This is a genomic window from Mesorhizobium sophorae (genome assembly GCF_002270415.1).
Taxonomy (GTDB): Bacteria; Pseudomonadota; Alphaproteobacteria; order Rhizobiales; family Rhizobiaceae; genus Mesorhizobium; species Mesorhizobium sophorae.
Genome location: NZ_NNRI01000021.1, coordinates 399,230 through 417,795 on the forward strand (window position 1 = coordinate 399,230; position 18,566 = coordinate 417,795).

Annotated in this window: 10 protein-coding genes and 4 pseudogenes; 6 read left to right on the top strand and 8 right to left on the bottom strand. The window is 60.4% G+C overall.

The window, feature by feature from the left end:
- The first annotated feature begins 92 nt into the window (after nucleotides 1-92).
- Nucleotides 93-1,460 (top strand): IS110 family RNA-guided transposase, encoded by a 1,368-nt coding sequence (locus CGZ66_RS30165; protein WP_095090405.1) that lies wholly within the window; start codon nucleotides 93-95, stop codon nucleotides 1,458-1,460.
- Nucleotides 1,461-2,081, top strand: a pseudogene (locus tag CGZ66_RS30170) (IS3 family transposase); the annotation flags it as partial.
- Between the two features lie 7 nt (nucleotides 2,082-2,088).
- On the opposite strand, the gene CGZ66_RS30175 reads toward CGZ66_RS30170, so the two are convergent.
- Entirely contained in the window at nucleotides 2,089-3,495 is a 1,407-nt protein-coding gene (locus CGZ66_RS30175) for an IS30 family transposase (protein ID WP_167392302.1), read from the bottom strand.
- A 77-nt stretch (nucleotides 3,496-3,572) separates the two neighbouring features.
- Here CGZ66_RS30175 and CGZ66_RS30180 point away from each other — a divergent pair.
- Nucleotides 3,573-3,716 (top strand): annotated as a pseudogene (locus tag CGZ66_RS30180) (IS3 family transposase); the annotation flags it as partial.
- A 515-nt stretch (nucleotides 3,717-4,231) separates the two neighbouring features.
- Here the strand turns inward: CGZ66_RS30180 and CGZ66_RS30185 are convergent.
- From CGZ66_RS30185 to CGZ66_RS30195, 3 genes are all read right to left on the bottom strand, one after another.
- Nucleotides 4,232-5,419: an ATP-grasp domain-containing protein gene (locus CGZ66_RS30185; protein WP_342586886.1), complete on the bottom strand. Its 1,188-nt coding sequence runs from the start codon at nucleotides 5,417-5,419 to the stop codon at nucleotides 4,232-4,234.
- 752 nt (nucleotides 5,420-6,171) lie between these two features.
- Nucleotides 6,172-8,244, bottom strand: coding sequence for a recombinase family protein (locus CGZ66_RS30190; protein ID WP_095090407.1), 2,073 nt, complete (start codon nucleotides 8,242-8,244; stop codon nucleotides 6,172-6,174).
- Nucleotides 8,234-8,431, bottom strand: coding sequence for a hypothetical protein (locus CGZ66_RS30195; RefSeq protein ID WP_095090542.1), 198 nt, complete (start codon nucleotides 8,429-8,431; stop codon nucleotides 8,234-8,236). Before CGZ66_RS30195 ends, CGZ66_RS30190 begins: the two co-directional genes overlap by 11 nt.
- A 537-nt stretch (nucleotides 8,432-8,968) precedes the next feature.
- Between CGZ66_RS30195 and CGZ66_RS30200 the strand changes: the two are divergent.
- Nucleotides 8,969-9,300: pseudogene (locus CGZ66_RS30200) on the top strand (DDE-type integrase/transposase/recombinase); the annotation flags it as partial.
- Between the two features lie 555 nt (nucleotides 9,301-9,855).
- On the opposite strand, the gene CGZ66_RS30205 reads toward CGZ66_RS30200, so the two are convergent.
- The 4 genes and pseudogenes from CGZ66_RS30205 to CGZ66_RS30235 form a co-directional block, all read right to left on the bottom strand.
- On the bottom strand, nucleotides 9,856-10,908 hold the full coding sequence (locus CGZ66_RS30205; RefSeq protein ID WP_206073808.1) for a KamA family radical SAM protein: 1,053 nt from the start codon (nucleotides 10,906-10,908) through the stop codon (nucleotides 9,856-9,858).
- A gap of 254 nt (nucleotides 10,909-11,162) precedes the next feature.
- On the bottom strand, nucleotides 11,163-12,335 hold the full coding sequence (locus CGZ66_RS30215; RefSeq protein WP_095090410.1) for a condensation domain-containing protein: 1,173 nt from the start codon (nucleotides 12,333-12,335) through the stop codon (nucleotides 11,163-11,165).
- A 764-nt stretch (nucleotides 12,336-13,099) separates the two neighbouring features.
- Nucleotides 13,100-14,559, bottom strand: a pseudogene (locus CGZ66_RS41085) (ISL3 family transposase); the annotation flags it as partial.
- Between the two features lie 28 nt (nucleotides 14,560-14,587).
- Nucleotides 14,588-15,510, bottom strand: a protein-coding gene (locus CGZ66_RS30235; protein ID WP_245331317.1) for an IS630 family transposase whose coding sequence is annotated in 2 segments (ribosomal slippage) — nucleotides 14,588-15,174 and nucleotides 15,174-15,510 — 924 coding nt in all. Because the reading frame shifts where the segments join, the coding sequence is not laid out codon by codon here.
- A 133-nt stretch (nucleotides 15,511-15,643) separates the two neighbouring features.
- On the opposite strand from CGZ66_RS30235, the gene CGZ66_RS30240 reads away from it, so the two are divergent.
- Entirely contained in the window at nucleotides 15,644-16,669 is a 1,026-nt protein-coding gene (locus CGZ66_RS30240) for an IS110 family RNA-guided transposase (protein WP_095090413.1), read from the top strand.
- Between the two features lie 488 nt (nucleotides 16,670-17,157).
- Nucleotides 17,158-18,321 (top strand): IS110 family RNA-guided transposase, encoded by a 1,164-nt coding sequence (locus CGZ66_RS30245; protein ID WP_095090393.1) that lies wholly within the window; start codon nucleotides 17,158-17,160, stop codon nucleotides 18,319-18,321.
- Nucleotides 18,322-18,566: the final 245 nt, after the last annotated feature.

The following is an 18,566-nucleotide window of genomic DNA, read 5'->3' on the forward strand; positions in this document are numbered from 1 at the left end:
GGTGACGCCGTTCCTGCGGTGATCCCGATTAGGAAGATGAAGATTTAGCATAGCCCAGACCCTCCTGCCGACAATCGTATGGAGGATTTGCTATGCCCAAAAGGAAGACCGGTGACCGCCCGGAATTGAAGCCGGTCAATGTTGGTGCCGCTGGCATCGACATCGGATCAAAAATGCACATGGCAGCGGTCGACCCGGGCTGCACTGATACGCCAGTGCGAGCGTTTGGCACATTCACGCAAGACCTGCATGATCTGGCGGACTGGTTCAAAGCGTGCGGCGTGACCAGTGTCGCGATGGAACCCACCGGGGTCTATTGGATCCCGGCCGATGAGATTCTTGAGCAGCACGGGTTCGAGGTCATTCTGGTCAATGCGCGTTACGCCAAGAATGTGCCTGGGCGCAAAACAGATGTCAGCGATGCCGCGTGGCTCCGCCAGCTTCATTCCTACGGATTGTTACGCGGGAGTTTCCGTCCTGATGCCGAGATCGCAACTCTGCGCGCCTATCTGCGTCAGCGGGAGCGGCTAGTGGAATACGCAGCCGCCCATATCCAGCACATGCAGAAGGCCCTGATGGAGATGAATCTGCAACTTCACCACGTTGTCTCCGACATCACCGGCGCGACCGGTATGCGGATCATCCGGGCGATTGTGGCGGGCGAGCCCAATCCCGATGTATTGGCGACCTACCGCGATGTGCGCTGCCATTCCTCTATCGAGACGATCCGCGCTGCACTGGTGGGCAACGACCGGGACGAACATGTCTTCGCCCTGACCCAGTCGCTGGAGCTCTACGACACCTACCAGGCCAAGATGCTCGACTGCGACCGGAAGCTGGAATCCTTGATAGCGGCGCTGAGTGACAAAGGGGCAAAGCCGATCGGCAAGCTGTTAAGGCCACGGGTGAAGACCAAGCAGGTCAACACACCGTCGTTCGATGTTAGGGCCGCGCTATATCGCGTCCTCGGTGTCGATCTGACCGAGATCCATGGGTTGGGTCCGTCACTTGCGTTGAAGCTCATCGGCGAGTGCGGCACGGATCTGAGGGCATGGCCGAGCGCCAAGCACTTCACCTCCTGGCTGTGTCTCGCGCCGGGTAACAAAATCTCCGGCGGCAAGGTGCTCTCTTCGCGCACGCGGAGATCGTCAAGCCGGGCAGCAGCGCTATTGCGGTTGGCGGCCACAACTATCGGGCGGAGCGATACGGCGCTCGGAGCATTCTATCGTCGGCTGTCCTCTCGTGCAGGCAAGGCGAAGGCCGTGACGGCGACCGCCCGCAAAATTGCGGTCCTGTTCTACAACACCCTCAGCCACGGCATGACCTACAGGGATCCGGGTGCCGACCACTATGAGGAACAATATCGCAGCCGTGTCCTCGCCAATCTGAAGCGGCGCGCAAAATCGCTGGGCTTCGTTTTGCAGACCGTTCCCTGCGACATCGAGGTTGCTGTTTCTTAGGAAGGCCGCAGCCTACTTCGCGAGGGAAGTGACATGAGGTTCGCTTTCATCGCGAGGCACCGGAATATCTGGCCGGTGGCATGGCTGTGCAGCGCGCTGGATGTGTCCCGCTCAGGCTTCCATGCCTGGCTCAACCGCAGCCCCAGCGCTCGCTCCCGGCACGACGAGATCCTCGTTTCCAGGATCGACCGCAGCTTCAAGAGCAGCGACCGCACCTATGGTTCTCGTCGCGTATGGCATGACGTGCTGGCCGAGGGGCTTTCCTGCGGTCTGCATCGCATCGAGCGGCTCATGCGGGAGAACGGTTTGCGGGCCCGGCCTCGATGCCGCGGACTGCCGAAGGATGTGGGCGAGCGAGCCGCTGTGTCGGACAACCTCCTTGACCGCGCCTTCGAGGCATCGGCACCGAACCAGAAATGGATCGCCGACTTCACCTACATCTGGACCGCAGAAGGTTGGCTCTACGTTGCAGCCGTGGTCGACCTCTTCTCCCGGCGGGTCGTCAGCTGGGCGATGAAGGCCGAGATGACAGCCCAACTCGTCACCGATGCGCTCATCATGGCGATCTGGCGCCGGGGCAAGCCCGACAGCCTGCTGCATCATTCCGACCAGGGATCGCAAGGCGGATTCAATCGGTCGTCGCAACAGTCTCGATCTTACCATTTGCCAGGACTTGGTCGAGCGCTTCTGCGGGAGTTTTCCATCCGAGCGTCTTGCGGGGTCTGGTGTTGAGCGCATGCGCGACCGCATCGAGTTCGTCGGCACCGTGCTGGCTGAGATCGGTGCCCTTAGGGAAGTACTGTCCCAGCAAGCCGTTCGTGTTCTCATTCGTGCCGCGCTGCCAAGGGCTTTGAGGATTACAGAAATAGATCTGCAGGCCCGTTTCGATCTTTAGCCGGGCATGCTGGGCCATTTCCGCGCCCTGATCCCATGTGAGCGACTGGCGCAGATAGTCGGGAAGACTGGTAATCGATCGTGTGATGGCGTCCCGCACCGCTTCTGCTCCGTGGCCTGCCAAGGCCGGGCCGTTCCTTATGGTCTTACCCTGTCCATGGCCTTTCATTCGCGGCAGGTACAGCAACAGAGTGAAGCGCGTCGTACGTTCGACAAGCGTGCCGATCGCGGAACTGCCGAGGCCGAGGATTAGATCGCCCTCCCAGTGCCCCGGCACGGCGCGGTCGCTGATCTCCGGCGGCCGCTCGCTGATCATGATCGCCTCGTCTAGGAAGGCCTTGCCACGACGTCGGGCCCGCTCTCGTGGCATCCGCAGCGCCCGGCCTGATCGCAGACAGGCGGTGAGTTCCCGTCGCAGGGCTCCACGCCCCTGGATATAGAGTGCCTGATAGATCGCCTCGTGACTGATGCGCATGGTCAGGTCCTCGGGGAAGTCGAGCCGAAGCCGGTTCGCGATCTGCTCCGGGCTCCAGGAGGTCGCCCAGCGCCGGCTTTGGCGATGAATGGCGCGGCGTCCCTTCCATAGCACATCCGGACCGCTGAAGCCGACACCGTCAGCTGTGCTGATCTTGCCGACGAGCCGCTCCTGGACGTAGTCGCGCAGCACCGGGTTGTTAACGAGCTTGCCCCGCCTCGGTCGCTTGGCCGCCCGATCGGCATGCCACTGCGCGGTGCTGGCACGGTAGTCCAGGTTGCCGCTCCGCGTCGCCGCGTTACGTCGCAGTTCACGGGAGATGGTCGACGCGGATCGGCCAAGTCGGCGTCCGATCTCGCGTCTCGAAAGGCCCTGAACGCGCAGAAGTGCGATCTCCTCGCGTTCGGCAAATGAGAGGTACCGCTCTGATGGCGGCTTGGTTGAAGATCTGAACATCACTGGTGCCATGCCGCCCGCCTGTCGGAACAATCTGGTTCCGACAGGCTGCGACATACCAGCCGCCAATGCAGCATCCTCGCGGGTCATTCCCTGCGCGACCCCCAACCAGAACCGGTGGAGCTCAGACCGCCCCGCTAATGGCGGCCGCCCCGGTGACGGCAACGGTGCTCGTCCAGAAAGGTGTGATCGTCGCTTTTGAATGCCCATCGCAACCTCCTTTGTACAGGTGTTGCGACGACCGATTGAATCCGCCCAATACACGAGCGAGCAGTTCCAGCGCCTCAGCCCGCAAGGTCTACAGGACGAGAGATGCAGCCAGGGCAGATGTGTTCGACTACATTGGGCGCTTCTACAACCCTCGGCGGAGGCACTCGACACTGGGCTATCTGAGCCCCGTGGAGTTCGAGGAACAAGCCATGCTAGCTTAACCTCGTGTCCGAAAAACCGGCAGCAGGCCAGATGTACTAACCCTTAGCAATAAGCGGGATGCGCCGAAACGCAGCCTCCCAGGCCTTGGAGCCAGGAACGCATCCCACGTTGTCGAGGTCGAACCGGCGGCTTACCCTGTGGATTCCTCCTTCGCGTTAGCCGCACACAATAGGCGTGGCGGCCGGTACCGTATCCGCGATCAGATGGGCCCCTCCCAGTCGCGGCCAGAAAAACAGCTTGCGGCCTCGACGGGCTCACCCCAGTCCACAAAGGGAATTACAATGTGAACCGAACAGGACGCGGACAAAGCGGGGAGCACGCCAGAACCGCCTTCTAATCCGGATTTGGATTGAGAAAGCATCAGGCGGATGCGCTCGACGAAAATGTCTCGGCGGCCGGTCTTGGACCTTCTTTAGGCTGATGAAGTGCGCAGGCGCCCGTGCACGGCCGCGGCCAACTCCCTATTGATCTCAGCATCGTCAGATAAGCCTGGAATCATACTTGCCAGTCACTTTCAACTATCGCCTCTCAATGGTATGATCGACCAACCGATCAAGTCGACGGCACGCTGAAGTATCGCCTCGGCGCGAGGAAGACTGGATGAAGCCGCGACGACATGTCCCAAACAGTCTCGATAATCGCCTTTTCTGACAATCGGCGTTTTGGGTTGAACGTAAAATTTGACCTCGGCGACACCTGATACAGCAGCCGCCTCGCTGTCCCCACCGATCCAATCGAGCAACCCATCGCGATCAGCAACCAGGAATCGCGCGACCGCTGTCTGCGCATGCCTTTTGCGCAAATCCGATTCTTCGCCGATGACAAGCTGGATATGCGCGGTGATAAGATCAACACCGTGCGCCAACTGAACCATTTGGGGGGTTGGTGAGCCATGAAGGCGCGGATTGACCTCAATAACAACAGGGCCACGCTTGGTCCACCGAAATTCAATGCCCGTTGGCCCCCAGCCAAGGCCGAGGGCGCGCAAACAGCTCAGCGAAATATCGACGATACGCTCATACTCGTCATCAATCAGTGCTGCCGGGAAAGTCGACCCACGATAGACGAAATGTGGTGGAGGGCCGAAGTCACCGATGCCAACCGCAACGACCTCTTTGCCCATTATGTTAGCTCCATAAGCCGGGCCTTCTGCGAATTCTTCAACCAGTATCCTCGGCGCAGACCGCCATATGTGCTTAGCACCCAAAAGATAGTTCGTATGTTCGGCTAGCTCGTCGGCAGTGCGGCACAATCGGACACCGACGCTGCCGCTGCCCACCGCAGGCTTAACTATCACCGGCAGCCCGATCTCTGCGGCCGAATTCTCTACGTCCGCTGCATTGGCCGCCAAGCGATAAGCAGGTATCGGAACGCCTGAGGCCGCGAGAAGTTGACGCTGAGTGTACTTATCGCAGCATTGTTCAAGAGCGTCCGGGTCCGGTCCCGGAAGATCGAAATGACGGCAGAGCTTGCCAACTGTCGCATACACTGAGTCCCGCGCAGCCGTAATGCCAGCGATTTCATAGGCCTCTCGGAGCCGAGAACATTCGGGGATCAGCGCATCCAGATCGTCTGTATCAACACGGATTGTCTCAACGTCTTTCGCTCCAAAATTGTCATAGCGACTTGGATCGTCCGAAAGGGTAATTGGCTGGAGGCCAAGACGCTGAGCAGCCTGGACGTAGAGCAGGCCAGAGCCCATTACCGTGCCCCCAACTAGGATTAGCGCTCTTGCCATTTGCTGTGCTCCCTTCTGCGCGCGCCGTGCGGCGGTCTGAAGGATTGGCGGCATCTATTCAGCCGCGCGTGACCTCAGACCTAGCCCCAAGGCTACCGTCGTCAACGATTTTTCGGTGTTAAGTGTCTGCTAATTTTATTTCGAGTTTTGTTGCAACGGCTGCCGAGCGTTTTAAATTAAGGCTTGTTGAGAGTCATCGCGAGTTGATGACGGTGGCGGCGAGATGAATGATGGCGGCGAAGCTCTGGTCGGTTTTGTCGGCGCGCATGGCGAGACCGGTAATTTCTTCTGTGGTTGCCGCCTGTGATGCAAGAAGTTTCTGATCCTATGGGTGGTGATCGAGTGCGGTCTTCTGTCAGGCCTTTAAATGCGGCGCTTTCAGAAGCCGCTGGCCGGTATGGTGATCTGCGGATCAGGTCCAAATCTTTCAAACGAGCTCAGATGCTCAAGAGACTGCACTGGTTTTCCTGATCCAGATCTGTTCGATCATTTTGCCCATTCGGGACGTCGCCTTCTTGTCTCCCCGTTGCCGGCGTCAGCCTTGCGCAGCCTGTTGATCAAGCTACTGTGGCTGCTGCCGGAACCCGGTAATCCTCCTGCTTTGTCAGCATGGCCCAAATTGTCCGGGCCATCTTGTTAGCAAGCGCGATCGACGCGGCCGAAAAGTTGGAGGATTGGCGCAGATACTAGAATCCTGTTTCATAACACCCATCTGTCTATGTCGTTGAAGGGAATAGGTTTTGCTGATCGGGGTGCGATCCCGCGGGGTACTTCGGGTTCTGTCGCGCACGATGAACAATCTGCTGGGCTCGCGGCTTTCCGAGTTCTGATCGGCTGAAGATCCACGGCCCATCCGGTAGAGGATGAATGCCTTCGATCTCGCCTGCTTCGGCGGCGAGTCTGAGGGTCTTCGGTGCAACGCCGAGGAGGCGCGCCGCCTTGTTCAGGTTGAGCCATGGCTCGGCCCCATCCGGTGCCGGCCGGAAGACCGGGATCTTGTGATGCGATCTGTGTGCGGTGACCCGCTCCCGTGTCCAGCGATTGCCATGCCCGGTCACCAGGCCGTTGCGGTTGAGAATGCCGGCGATCAGATCATCGCTGGCGATCAGCACCAGTTGCCGGATGGCTGCGATGATATCACCAGAGGTGCTGTTGCGCTGTCCACGCCGGCGCTTCGGCAGGCGCAGCTCGGTATGGGCGCCGCCAATCCAGTGGATCAGCAGCACGATCTCGGAGGCTTTATCGTCGATATCGGCGACCACCTCCTGAATGACGGTGCGCACGATGCGCTTCTTGAGCCTGGCGTCCGTCGTTGGCGCCGACCAGACAGCCTGAAGGTCTGTGGCCAGCGCCGTGATGCCCGTTGCCAACACAGGTGATGGCCTCGGCGTCGCGGCATCATGCGCGGCGATCTTGCTCTCGATCTCACCGACACGGATGAGTGCCTGGTTCCAACGCGCTTCCAGTTCCGCCGCGACCAGCCGGTTCTCGGGATCGGCCGCGTCGTATTGCCGGAAGGCCCGGTCGGCAGCGTAGCGGGCAGCCTCAAGATCCCGACTGAGGGCGTCCCGGACCTGGTCACGACGATTGGCAGCTTGCGCCTCAGCTTCGGCAGCGGCAGCAATCGCTCCCGGCTCCACGACTCGCAGGAGCGCTTCCTCAATCGCATCATCGACGCGCAGTCCGCCAAAAGCGATGCATCGCGGCTCGCCATTGTCGAGCAGACCCCGCCAGCAGGAATAGCGCGGAATGTTGTGCTTGATGCCCGTGTACCGCACCGTGAGCTTGCGGCCGCAGCGCCGGCAGCGGACAAGCCCGGCGAGCAGAGCGTCGCCATGCTTGGGCGCCCCGTGATGCCGGCTCGTGGGCACGTTGTCGCTCACCATCTTGCGGATCGCCTCTGCCCTTTCCCAACTGACATAGCCCTCATGGCTGTCCGGGATCAGCGCCAGCCATTCCTCGCGCGTCCTGCGTCGGATACCTGCTCGAACGGCGGATCGCCCAAATCCCGGCGCGACACGAGTCTTACCATAGGCGTAGGCGCCGCCGTAGATCGGGTTCTCGATCATCCGGTGGATGGTCGCATAGCTCGGCCTGCGCCAGACCACTTCGCCATTGTTGCGCTTGGCGGGCAAATCCAGCCCATGTTCGAGGAACCACATCAAGGCCTGACGGGCGCTGCCGAGCTCAGCAACCTTGTCGAACACCAGGGTAATGGATTCCTGCACACGCCGATCAGGTTCCTTCTCAAGCCGATCGCCGACCTTCACGAAGCCGACAGGGGCTGCGACGACGAGTTCGCCGCGGCGGGCCTTCTCGTAGCGGGCCGACAGCGAACGCTGGCGCAGAAGATCGAGTTCATACTCGTTGAGACTGCCCTTCAATCCCAGCAGCAGCCGATCATTGCCCTGACGCGGCGCATAGACCGTCTCCTGGTCGATCAGCACGGTATCGACGACACGACACATCTCGATAAGCTGCTGCCAGTCGCGGCTGTTGCGGGCAAACCGCGACACCTCCCGTGCCGCAACCGCCCCGACCTTGCCGAGACAGACCTCAGCGACCATCCGATCGAAGCCGGCGCGTACGACGCCGCCGGCGGCGGAACGGCCGAGATCGTCATCGATCGTCTCTACGCGAGACCAGCCAAGGGCCGTCAGGCGGTCGCGCATCGCATATTGAAGCATGCTGCTCTCACGATTGTGCAGGACCTGATGGGCTGACGACTGCCGCACATACAGGATCGCTTTGCGCTCCAGATGATGCGGCCCAATCTTCTCATGCATCATGATCCGCGCCCTCCCGTTTTGCGGCACCCTCGCCGTCGACGTGCCCGAGGATCAGGCTGACCATCAGCTTCGTCACTGATCGGCGCGCCTCGGCCGGCAGCGCCTGCCATTGCGGCGTCTGCACCGTGTCGGCGTCGTTCGGCTTCGAGAACAGATCGAACTGGTATGTCGTGGGCTGGCGCGGCATGGACATCTCCCCGATTCGCGTGACAGCCCAATGCTGCGCCCATCTCCGGCGATTGCGATGGGGCGCCCGTGTCGTGGAGCAGTTTCGCCAGGGTGCCCAGCGCGGCAAGGTAGACGTGCGGAGCAGTCGTTATGCGCCAGCTCGCGCTGAGACTCCGATCGAACATCCACCCAGGAACCTCCAGCCAGCGATCCGATACCCGGCCAGAAAGACTGCAGCGGAAAACCTCTGCTTCGTTCTTGTCGATCACTTCATGAATATGGACCTGGCGACCCGCCCAAGGATGCCATGGATAGAGAAACTCGCGCTCCGGGCCGGTCCCGTGGGTGTTCCGTCGCCGAGTTGTACAACGAGGTGCGCCCACATGGCGCAATCGGGCACAAGGTTCCGATCTCGTTGATCAATCCCGATGGCGCCGTCGGCCCGCCATCGTGAAACAGCCGGAAAACTCCACCTTCCGGCGGTCCAAAGAATGGTATCGGATCAAAAACGGTCGAGGCTCTAATCGCAGCTGGATGACAGTTCAGTGGCAGGTCAAAAGGGCAAGGCATCACGCCGCGCGTCATGATCCCCGACAAGCTCAGATCCTACGATGCGGCCAAAGGGAAATCATGCCAGGTGTCGAGCATCGATCGCATAAGGGGCTGAATAACCGAGCGGAGAATTCTCATCTGGCAGTTCGGCGGCGAGAACGAGGTATGATCCGGTTCAAGTCGGCACGACAATGCCAGCGCTTCGTTTCCATCCATGGCCCGATCGCCAACCTCTTCAATCTTCACCGGAAACATCTGATAGCCGCCGATCACCGCGACATTCGAGCCGCCGCTATGGCGGTCTGGAGGCAAATCGCTTTGTCGACAGCCGCGTGAAGAGGCCACATCGGGGCATCCCGTGCCCAACCCAAGTTAAGGCGACGCCACCGTCGGTATGGCGATGGTGCAATGGATAGCTTTCTTCCGCAAACGCGGATAGCAGGCGCCATCGCGCCATAGCGCTTTTGCGGCTGAGCATGCCGTATTTCCTGAGCGCGCGGCCAGCGTCGCGGAAGTCGGTGGAATCCTGAGGGCGCGACGCACGCGCCGCTGCTCACGGCTTTGGTTGTGTCGAGCGAAGCGACTGCGGGCGGACGGGAATGTCCATAGACGCGCTGCGCTCGATTATCTGCGATACGGCCGAGCCCCGATGCACTAACCCCGCACACGCAAAGAGTCCGAGCCGCAGTCACAGCCGCGTTAATCGCATTCCCGCCGGCACGCAAGTTGTGCAGCTTGGCTCCGGTGCCGAGCGAGAAGCGGTGCCGAGCGAGAAGCGGTGCCGAGCGAGAAGCCCTCACCACCCCCTTGTGGTGCTGCCGTATAGAAGCGAGGGGAGCTTTGTGCTTCAATCCCTCTGTGCCGGCAATCTGCATTGCGCGCTTTTCTGCCTCATCCTTCGGGTAGATCGTCCAACCAGCAGGCGCCCTCGAGGTGCGGCCGGGAAAAAATTCTTCCAATCTTTTCTGGAACCTTATTTTGATGATATCGCATATACACGCGGCCATCAGCTCCGAGGTCAAGGATTTCGATCTTTCCTGTATAATGGGACATGATGTATTTGAATGTCTTTTGGATGCCGCTGAGACGTTGGTTAATGCCATGCGCAATCTCTAGTCCGCGGCGCAGTGAAACCTGAAAATGCGATGCGCCTTTCACCGGCCTGGCCTGAAAGAGATAATAGGGGCGGACACCCATTTGGTGACACTTGGCGAAGGTTGCAGCCAAGATCTCGGGGTCATCGTTGACTTTCGCGAGAAGCACGGACTGGTTGAAAAACTGCACGCCCTGTGTACGCAAGGAGAGAATGTTGCGCTCCGCATCTCCCGAGATTTCGCCAATGTGGTCGAAATGTGTGACGATAACTGCGGCTTTGCCCGCCTCATGGACCCGTTGGAAAAGGGCCGGTAGAGCGGGATCTTCGAACCGCTTAGGCTCAAAGGCGAGTGCTTTTGTGCCGAATCGAATTGACGCCAAATGTGGAATCGGCAGCAGATAGTCAAGAATTTTGTCGAGCTTGGCGGTGCTGAGCACGAAGGGGTCGCCTCCCGACAGCAACACGTTTGAGATCTCAGGATGGTTGACAATATATCGCGCAATCTGGCCGAAATCAAGTGCAATTTCATCGGAGGCCCTGCCAACAAAGCGTTTGCGAAAGCAAAAACGGCAATATGAAACGCAGGAGTCCGTTGCCAGCAACAATCCTGTCTGGGCGTACTTGTGCTGAAGTCCAAGCACGACAGTGTTGTCGTGCTCACCGCTCGTATCCAGATTGCCTGGACTCTCGAATTCCCCGAATGATGGCTCCACAATATACTTAAGCTGGTCGTAGTAACCACTGTTTTTGATCTGATCATGGTAAAATTTTGTGGCATGATAGCGCGTAATGCTGTTTGTTTGAAGCTCACTCTCGGCAACCACGCGCGTACCCTCAATGAATTTCATGGCCACTAGTCCGTTTTCATGGGCGATGATTGAGGCGAGAACCCCGAGGCGCCGCCGAGGTCGCCTTTAGTTCAGGCGCGGGCTCTGGCCCTCGCAGACGGCCGCGATCCCCTCCGGATCCCGCTCTGCCTGCGCCCCAATCGGCTCGTGAATGCAGCGAAGACGGTGGCGTTCCTCAGCCAACAGAAGTGGCGTCGACCAAGCGCGCTGCCCGAGGTGAGCCGCCATCTGGCTCGGCGTCTTCTGTAGATAGCTCACAACCGCTCCACCGTACTTCGCTCAAATAGCGACGTCGCATAGATCAGCCTTCCTTGAACCGCCTCGCCGACCTCAGCAAGCTCACGCACAAGATCACGTTGCGCAACACGTTCGCCAATGCCGACGTACTCAAGGTTCAGCCCAGGTAGCTCTGCCGGCGCCGCAACATTGTTTTGCCACGCAACTATAACTTGGAAGATAGGGGTATGTGCCAGCTTGCAGAGCGGATTGGCGCGTTCCACCACCTTCTCAAATGGCAGCTTCGGGTACGTCTGTGCCCCAAGTGCGGCGGCATTCACCCGCTCCAGCAATGTCTCCAGTGTCGGATTGTCCGACAGATCGATCCGTAGCGCCAGGGTGTTGACGAAGTGCCCGATCAGCCCCGCGCTCTCGGAGCGCCTTCGGTTGGCAGTCGGCGTGCCGATGACCGGTTCGTCCTGACCCGACAACCGCGCCAGCACGAGCGCCCAGCCGGCCAGCAGTGTCACGAACAGCGTCGTCCCATTACATCGGCTTAGCGCCTTGAGCTGCGCGGTCAGCGGCTGGTGCAACACGAACTCGACGAAATTGCCGCTGAAGTCCTGCTGCGCCGGACGCGGCCGGTCGGTCGGCAGTTTCAGCACCGTTGGCGCGCTCGCCAGCATCCGGAACCAGTATTCCGAGTAACGCTCCAACATCTTGCCAACCAGCCAACGGTGCTGGCAAGCCGCGTCGTCCGCATACTGAATCGGCAACGGCGTCAGCCGATCTGCGCGGCCCTCCCGGGCCGCGGTGTAGAGCTCGCTGAGCTCGCGTGTGAAGATCTTCCGCGACCGGTCGTCCCAGACCATTTGGTGCATTGTGATTAGCAGCACATGATCGACCCTCGCCAGGCGCACCAGCCGTCCACGGATCAGCCGCCCGGCTTCCAGCTCGAACGCCGCGTGCGCTTCGTGGCTCATTAGCTCCGCGAGCGTCGCCTCCACATCCGCTGCTGTAGACAGATCGTCTCGCTTAAGCGGAAGAGTGACGTTCGCCAGCCCGACCCGCTGAAACGGCTCGTCGTCCTCGACCCCGAGGGCGGTGCGCAGCACCTCATGACGCGCCACCAGACCATCCGACGCCGGCGGGACCGCACTCAACAATGCAGCGTCTATCGCATTGAGTTGGATCGTTCCAGCAAGTTTCATGTAGACCCCCCTCGGCTGGAGACTGCGAGACCGATATGGTCGTGACCGATGCTTCACCCTGTCCCAAGCAATCGGCGTGCCACCGAAAAAGGTTGTGCGGACAAGAGGCGTAAAACCATGCGTTTCGCGGCCTCAACGGCGGAATACTTGGCCTCAGTGTGTCAGGTTCCGAACACAGACGTTTTCAACCGGACACGGCTGAACAATGGCAACACGGACCTCGAATGACGACCGTCGCCTGTTGAAGAGATGGCGAACGCAGGCCCCCGATGGTTGGGCTCCCCGCGCAGGCCGGTCGAGTAGGCGAGCCGGAGAAAGATGGCGATCATGGTACTTTAGGCGGGCGGAGCGCTCATGGATGGAAACGAACAGCGCGCTGTTCAAGCTTCCGAGCCGGCGGCGTGCCACCAAATAGCGGTCTAAGCGTTCCATGTCGTGGCGTGGAGCCGCAGCAAGCGGCTCTTGTGGAACTTCGTTTGCCGGATGATCGGACGGTCGGCGGTCAGGTCAGGAAGCTTAAGAACGAGGGCCTCGCAAATGCGCATGCCGGTCGGCCAACACGGTTATGTTGCGAAAGTTTGTAGCAGAACCTCGATGAGGCAACCTCTCCGACGATGTCGCAGCAAAGATCTCCGATCGGCCGTCAATCTCGCCCAGCGTCGTTTTCGAGCTTGAAGGAGCGCTGCAGCCGATTGAGCGCTTCGGCTTGGCGCTGGTCCTTGGGGTCAGTTATCGGGTCTGACGCACTCTCGATGAATTTTGGGTCATGCCGCCCCGATCAATCTGGCTTGCAGGAGGTCGATCTTTCCCCGTCCATACATTTGGCGCTTGACGAGCTTGAGCTTGGTGATCTGACCCTCTGTCTGGCCGTTTGACCATGGCTCTATAATGGCCGCACGGACAGCGGCGTGGTCACGAACGATGCCGTTGGCGAAAGATGCGACGAGACTTCTGCTGGCGGCCGCGATCCAGGTCTCGAGATCATCGGCAAGCTTCTTGCGGATCATGGAATGGAAACAGGCAACGAGGTTACGTGCCTCCACCAGCATGGGCCCGCCCGCCTCGACGGCGGCTATCATCACAGTGTCGGCTTTACTCAGATGATCATGTGCAGTGGTCATCAACCGTGCGATCGTTCTGGCTGACGGCACCTTATGGAGCTGCTGATCGGATGCCTGCTCGGAGCGTCTTCGTCGCCTGCCCACTCGCTGACGACGCCCGGCCGTCCCTTGAAGCCCTTAGTCTTCAGCCGCCGCCAGAGCTCGCTTGCATTGCGGCAGCCCGAGACCCATTGCCCGTCCAAGAAGGGGAGCCAGGCTTCGAGGTAAACTCTGCCGGACGCGGAAGATATCGGTCCGCTGGCCACGGATTACTTGGCGAACCAGTTTGCGACTATGACCGGTGCGGCGCACGATTTCTTTGATGGGAATGCCTTCGCCAGCAAGTTTCATGATTGCCGCGTTCGTTTCCTCGCGCCGTAGATAGCCTTCGTATTGCAGCTTTTCGACATAGGTGAGTAAGTCTGGGTTGATCGTCGTGGAGCCGATGGCTGCTCGGATAGTCCGCATCGATTTGCGAACGGCGTCGAGGAATGCCGCGCTGGCATTTTCCATAACGTGCCATCTGTCAGAGACCTGAACCGCGTTTGGCAAGGCCCTTGCCGTCGCCTCTCCATATCCGCCGCCACGGTCGCGCGAGACGATTTCGATCTGTGGATGATCAGCCAACCACGCCTCGACAGTCGCAATCTCCCGATCTGGCAATAGTGTCACGACTCGCTGCCGCTCAAGGTCGCAGACGATGGTGCCGTAGCGATGGTTCCTGCGCCAAGCCCAATCGTCAACACCGACAATTTTGAGAAGGTCCGTTCGTAAACAAGCCCGGCGCCGAACAACTCGCAGCAATGTGTCATTGCTGACCGGGACCATCAGCCGCTTTGTAAAACTGGCCGCCGGCCTGCCGCCAAGCGACAGCCCAAGGTGATGGACGATGCATTCCAATCGGGACGTGCGTCTCGACCGCTCAGCGACAACCCCATCTTCGAACCGTTCAGCGAAAATACGCCGTCGGCAGAACGGCGCGCCACGAGCTGAAGCTCTACCCTCGTCCCGGTACAAGGAAGATCCGACACTCGTCGAACATAGCGGCTGTGGACCCGGCGCGACACTCTACGGCAGAGAGGGCAAGGTCGCGCTGGCGCCCCTGCGCGGACGGTCACAACGATCACTCCTTCGCTCTAGAGCACGTCCGGTTTAATCTGGGTCATAACCTGCGGCCTTGAAGTAGTTCTGGCATTCGGCTGGGGTGAAGAGGTCGACGAGCGATCCGACGGCGGTCCACAGGGCTGTGATTGTCCTCTCGGCTTTGGCGCGCATAAGAGCCTTGAGTTTTGAGAAGGCGTTTTCGATCGGCGGCAGGAACATGAGCCTCGCGCCGGTCGTCTCGATTGCATCGCGAACGCCGGCGGCCTTGTGGGCGGGAAGGTTGTCCATCACGACGATGTCGCCCTCCGACAGGGTCGGGCCCAGCACCTGCTCGACATAGGCCAGGAATACGTTGCCGTTCATGGCGCCGTCATAGACGAACGGGGCGGTCATGCACGTCAGCCGCAGTGCGCCGGTGAAGGTGGTGGTTTTCCAATGGCCGTGCGGCACGCCCGCCCGGCAACGCTCACCGCATGGCGCACGGCCCCGCAGCCGGGCCATCTTGGTCGATAGTCCAGTTTCATCGATGAACACCAGCTTTGCCGGATCGAGGTCGAGTTGGCCGTCGAACCACGCACGACGGCGCTTCAGGATGTCGGGACGATCCTGCTCCAGTGCATGTGCGGACTTTTTTTGAACGTCCAGCCGTGCCGGCCAAGCCAGGCGCTTAAGGCGCTGCGACTGATCCGAGCCGATCGCTCGACCGCCAGCCGCTCTACCATCTCGTTCAGCGTGATGTCCTTGCGCTCATCGATCAACCCCACGATGAAGGCTTTATGCGCATCGAGGCTGGACGCGCGTCGACGGCCTTGCGGCCGCGGCGTCCGCTCGCCGATCTTCGCCCGTGCGATCCACCGGATTGCACTCGATATGCCGACGCCGAACCGCGCCGCCGCCTGCCGGGCAGACATGCCCGCGTCCGAAGCCTTCAAGACCCGCGATCGAAGATCGTCGCTCAGTGCTCTTCCCATCATCCACATGGGGTGATCGCCGGAGCGGCGGCCCTGAGAACCAAATCATGTTCCTGAAGGGTGGCTGTTCCCCGATAATATGAAATACGGGCTCACGACTAGACGCCAGGCCCAGCATCAACGGAGAACAGCCATGACAGAATATATCGGTCTCGACGTGTCGATGAAAGAGACGGCAGTATCGATCCGCCGTGGAGGCGAACGGATCTGGCGCGGAAAGTGCGCATCTGATCCCAACATCATTGCCGAGCTTGTCCGCAAGCGGGCGCCGGCCGCAAAGCGCGTCGTGTTCGAAACCGGCCCGCTGTCGGTGTGGTTCTATCATGCGCTGCGCGCCGAGGGATTGCCAGCCATCTGCATCGATGCGCGCCATGCCAAAGCCGCTCTCGATATGGCGGCGAACAAGACGGATGCGAATGACGCCGATGGTTTGGCGCATCTTGCTGAAGCAGGGTTCTTTCGCGAGGTGCGCGTGAAAGGCTTCGACAGTATGTTGACCCGCACGCTCGTGGCAGCACGCACGCGACTGGTCAGGATCACCGTCGAGCTTTCCAACCAGATCCGCGGGATCATGAAAACGTTCGGCCTCGTCGTCCCAGCAGGCAAGGGAACCACATTCGAAAAGAATGTCCGGAGTCTTCTCATCGATCAGAACGAGCTTGTTCCTATCGTGATACCAATGTTGGAGGCCTGGCGCAGCATTCGCATTCGCGCGGCCGAGCTCGGGCGCCAACTGGTTGCGGATGCTCGTCAAAGCCAAGCCTGCCGCACCCTCATGTCGATCCCCGGCATCGGCGTGATCACCGCGACCTCTTTCGTCAGCGCCATTGAGGATCCAAACAACTTCAAGAAGTCCCCCTCTGTCGCCGCTTGGATCGGCCTGACAACCCGCCGCTACCAATCGGGAGAAGTCGATTATGACGGCCATATATCCCGACGCGGTGATCGACATCTGCGGGGACTTCTCTACGAAGCTGCGGCGGTCATCCTGACACGCTGTTCGACCGAGAGCAGCCTACGTACATGGGGTCTTAAGCTCCGGGAGAGGATCGGCTTCAAACGAGCCGCCGTGGCCGTGGCGCGCAAATTGGCGGTGATCATGCACACGATGCTCAAGACTGGCGAGCTCTTCAATCCGAGCGCAGGAGCCATAGCGTAAATCCAGATAGCGTTCAGAATCCGAGCGCCTGAGGCGTCCCTGCCGGGACGTGAGCCGAGCCATTCCGCTGATGGGGTTGCACCGCTGTCTCACCGAAGTGCGTCGTCCACATTGAAGGCTCGTCCCGCGAAGCTCCATCATGCGGCGACCGATGTCGACCGCGAAGACAACCATGCACCCGGCAGCGCCATATCAACGCGATAGATGCTTGACGCTCCGCGAAGCCCGACGTCACATCACAATCGATTCATTGATCGCGGGACGTGCTCTAGGCAATGGTCTCGACCACCAATCCCGCCGGGATCAAGGACGAAAATCGCAAATTCTCACCATGGTGCTGATTCCCCCGGAAAACAGCCCCAAGCCAGCATCCAAAATCATCGAATGTGAGTCAGGCCCCCGTTTGGACGAAAAATCTGGAGAAGCTATGGAGTGAGCGGCGACGGCATGGCACCATCGTCGTTTGATAGAAGCGATAGAGGTGTCCCATGACCCAGGTTGACGATCTGAGCCGTTCGCTCGTCCCGTTTGATCAAAATAGCAGCGTAATCGTCGTTGTTGAAATGAGTGAATCGAGTTGGTTGGCGGCGGGACAGGTTCCCGGCATTGAACGCTTGCCTCTGAAAAAGTTGGAGCCTGATCCTATTGCTTTGCTGCGGCTGGTGGAGCGGTGGCGTGACGAGGCGGTCAAGGTGGGCAATGCAATCGAACGGATTGCGCTGGCCTTCGAGGCCGGGCGCGATGGGTTCTGGCTGGCGCGGTGGCTGGAGAGGCGCGGCATCGAGGTGCACGTCGTCCATTCGACTAGCGTCGCGGTGTCGCGCGAGCATCGTCGGGCGAAGACCGATCGGTTGGACACGGCGATGCTGATGCGCGTCTTCCTGGGCTGGCTACGCGGCGAGCGTGGGCATTGCGGGATGGTCGCAGTTCCGACGCTCGAGGAAGAGGATGCCAGGCGTCCAAGCCGTGAGCGGGAAAGTCTGGTCAGCGAGCGCACACGGATCATCAACCGCATGAAGGCGATCCTGGCGTGGCTCGGGATCCGCAGCTTCAATCCCAAATTGCGAAAGGCAGTACAGCGCCTTGACGGGCTGCGGACACCGGACGGTCTGCCACTGCTACCCAATACGATCGATGAGCTCCGGCGCGACATGGCCCGGCTCGCCATGGTCTGCGAGCAAATCAAAGCGATCGAGAAGGCCCGCCTTGCGCGTCTCGAACAGGAGCCGGCGGCGGGGCCGCACGCGATGGTGCGTCTCATCGCCAGCATTATCGGCATCGGCATCGAGACAGCAGACATGCTGGCTCAGGAGGTGCTCTCCCGCAATCTTCGCGACCGGCGGGCTGTGGCGCGCTATGCCGGCCTGACCGGCGCGCCCGACGAAAGTGGCTCTAAGCGGCGCCAGAAGGGACTGGCGAAGGCAGGTAACGCCCGCGTCCGTCGCGGCCTGATCCAGCTTGCTTGGCGCTTTCTGCGGTTCCAGAAGGATAGCGCTCTGGCCCAATGGTACCGGGCGCGAACGGAAGGTCCGACCGCCGCACGCAAAACGAAGATGATCGTAGCGCTCGCCCGCAAGTTGCTCATAGCCTTGTGGCGTCTGAGCACGGTGGGTGAGATACCGGATGGGGTCATGCTTCGGCAGCCAGCGTGAACAGGACTGCGAGAAAACCGAACAAGCAACTCGGCGTCCGGTCGGATTTTGCTGACAGGCCGTCGATGATCCGAGGTGGTGGTGACCCGAACAGAAACCTGGCTCCGATGGCCGTCTGGAGAATGGGCCCGCCGCCTCGGAGCCTTGCCGCCGAAGCGAATGACTGCTTCATGGTCCGGATCCAGTATGGATCCAACCGAATACAAGGTCGCGGCGCATGTGTTGCGCGCGAGGCGGGTTCCCCT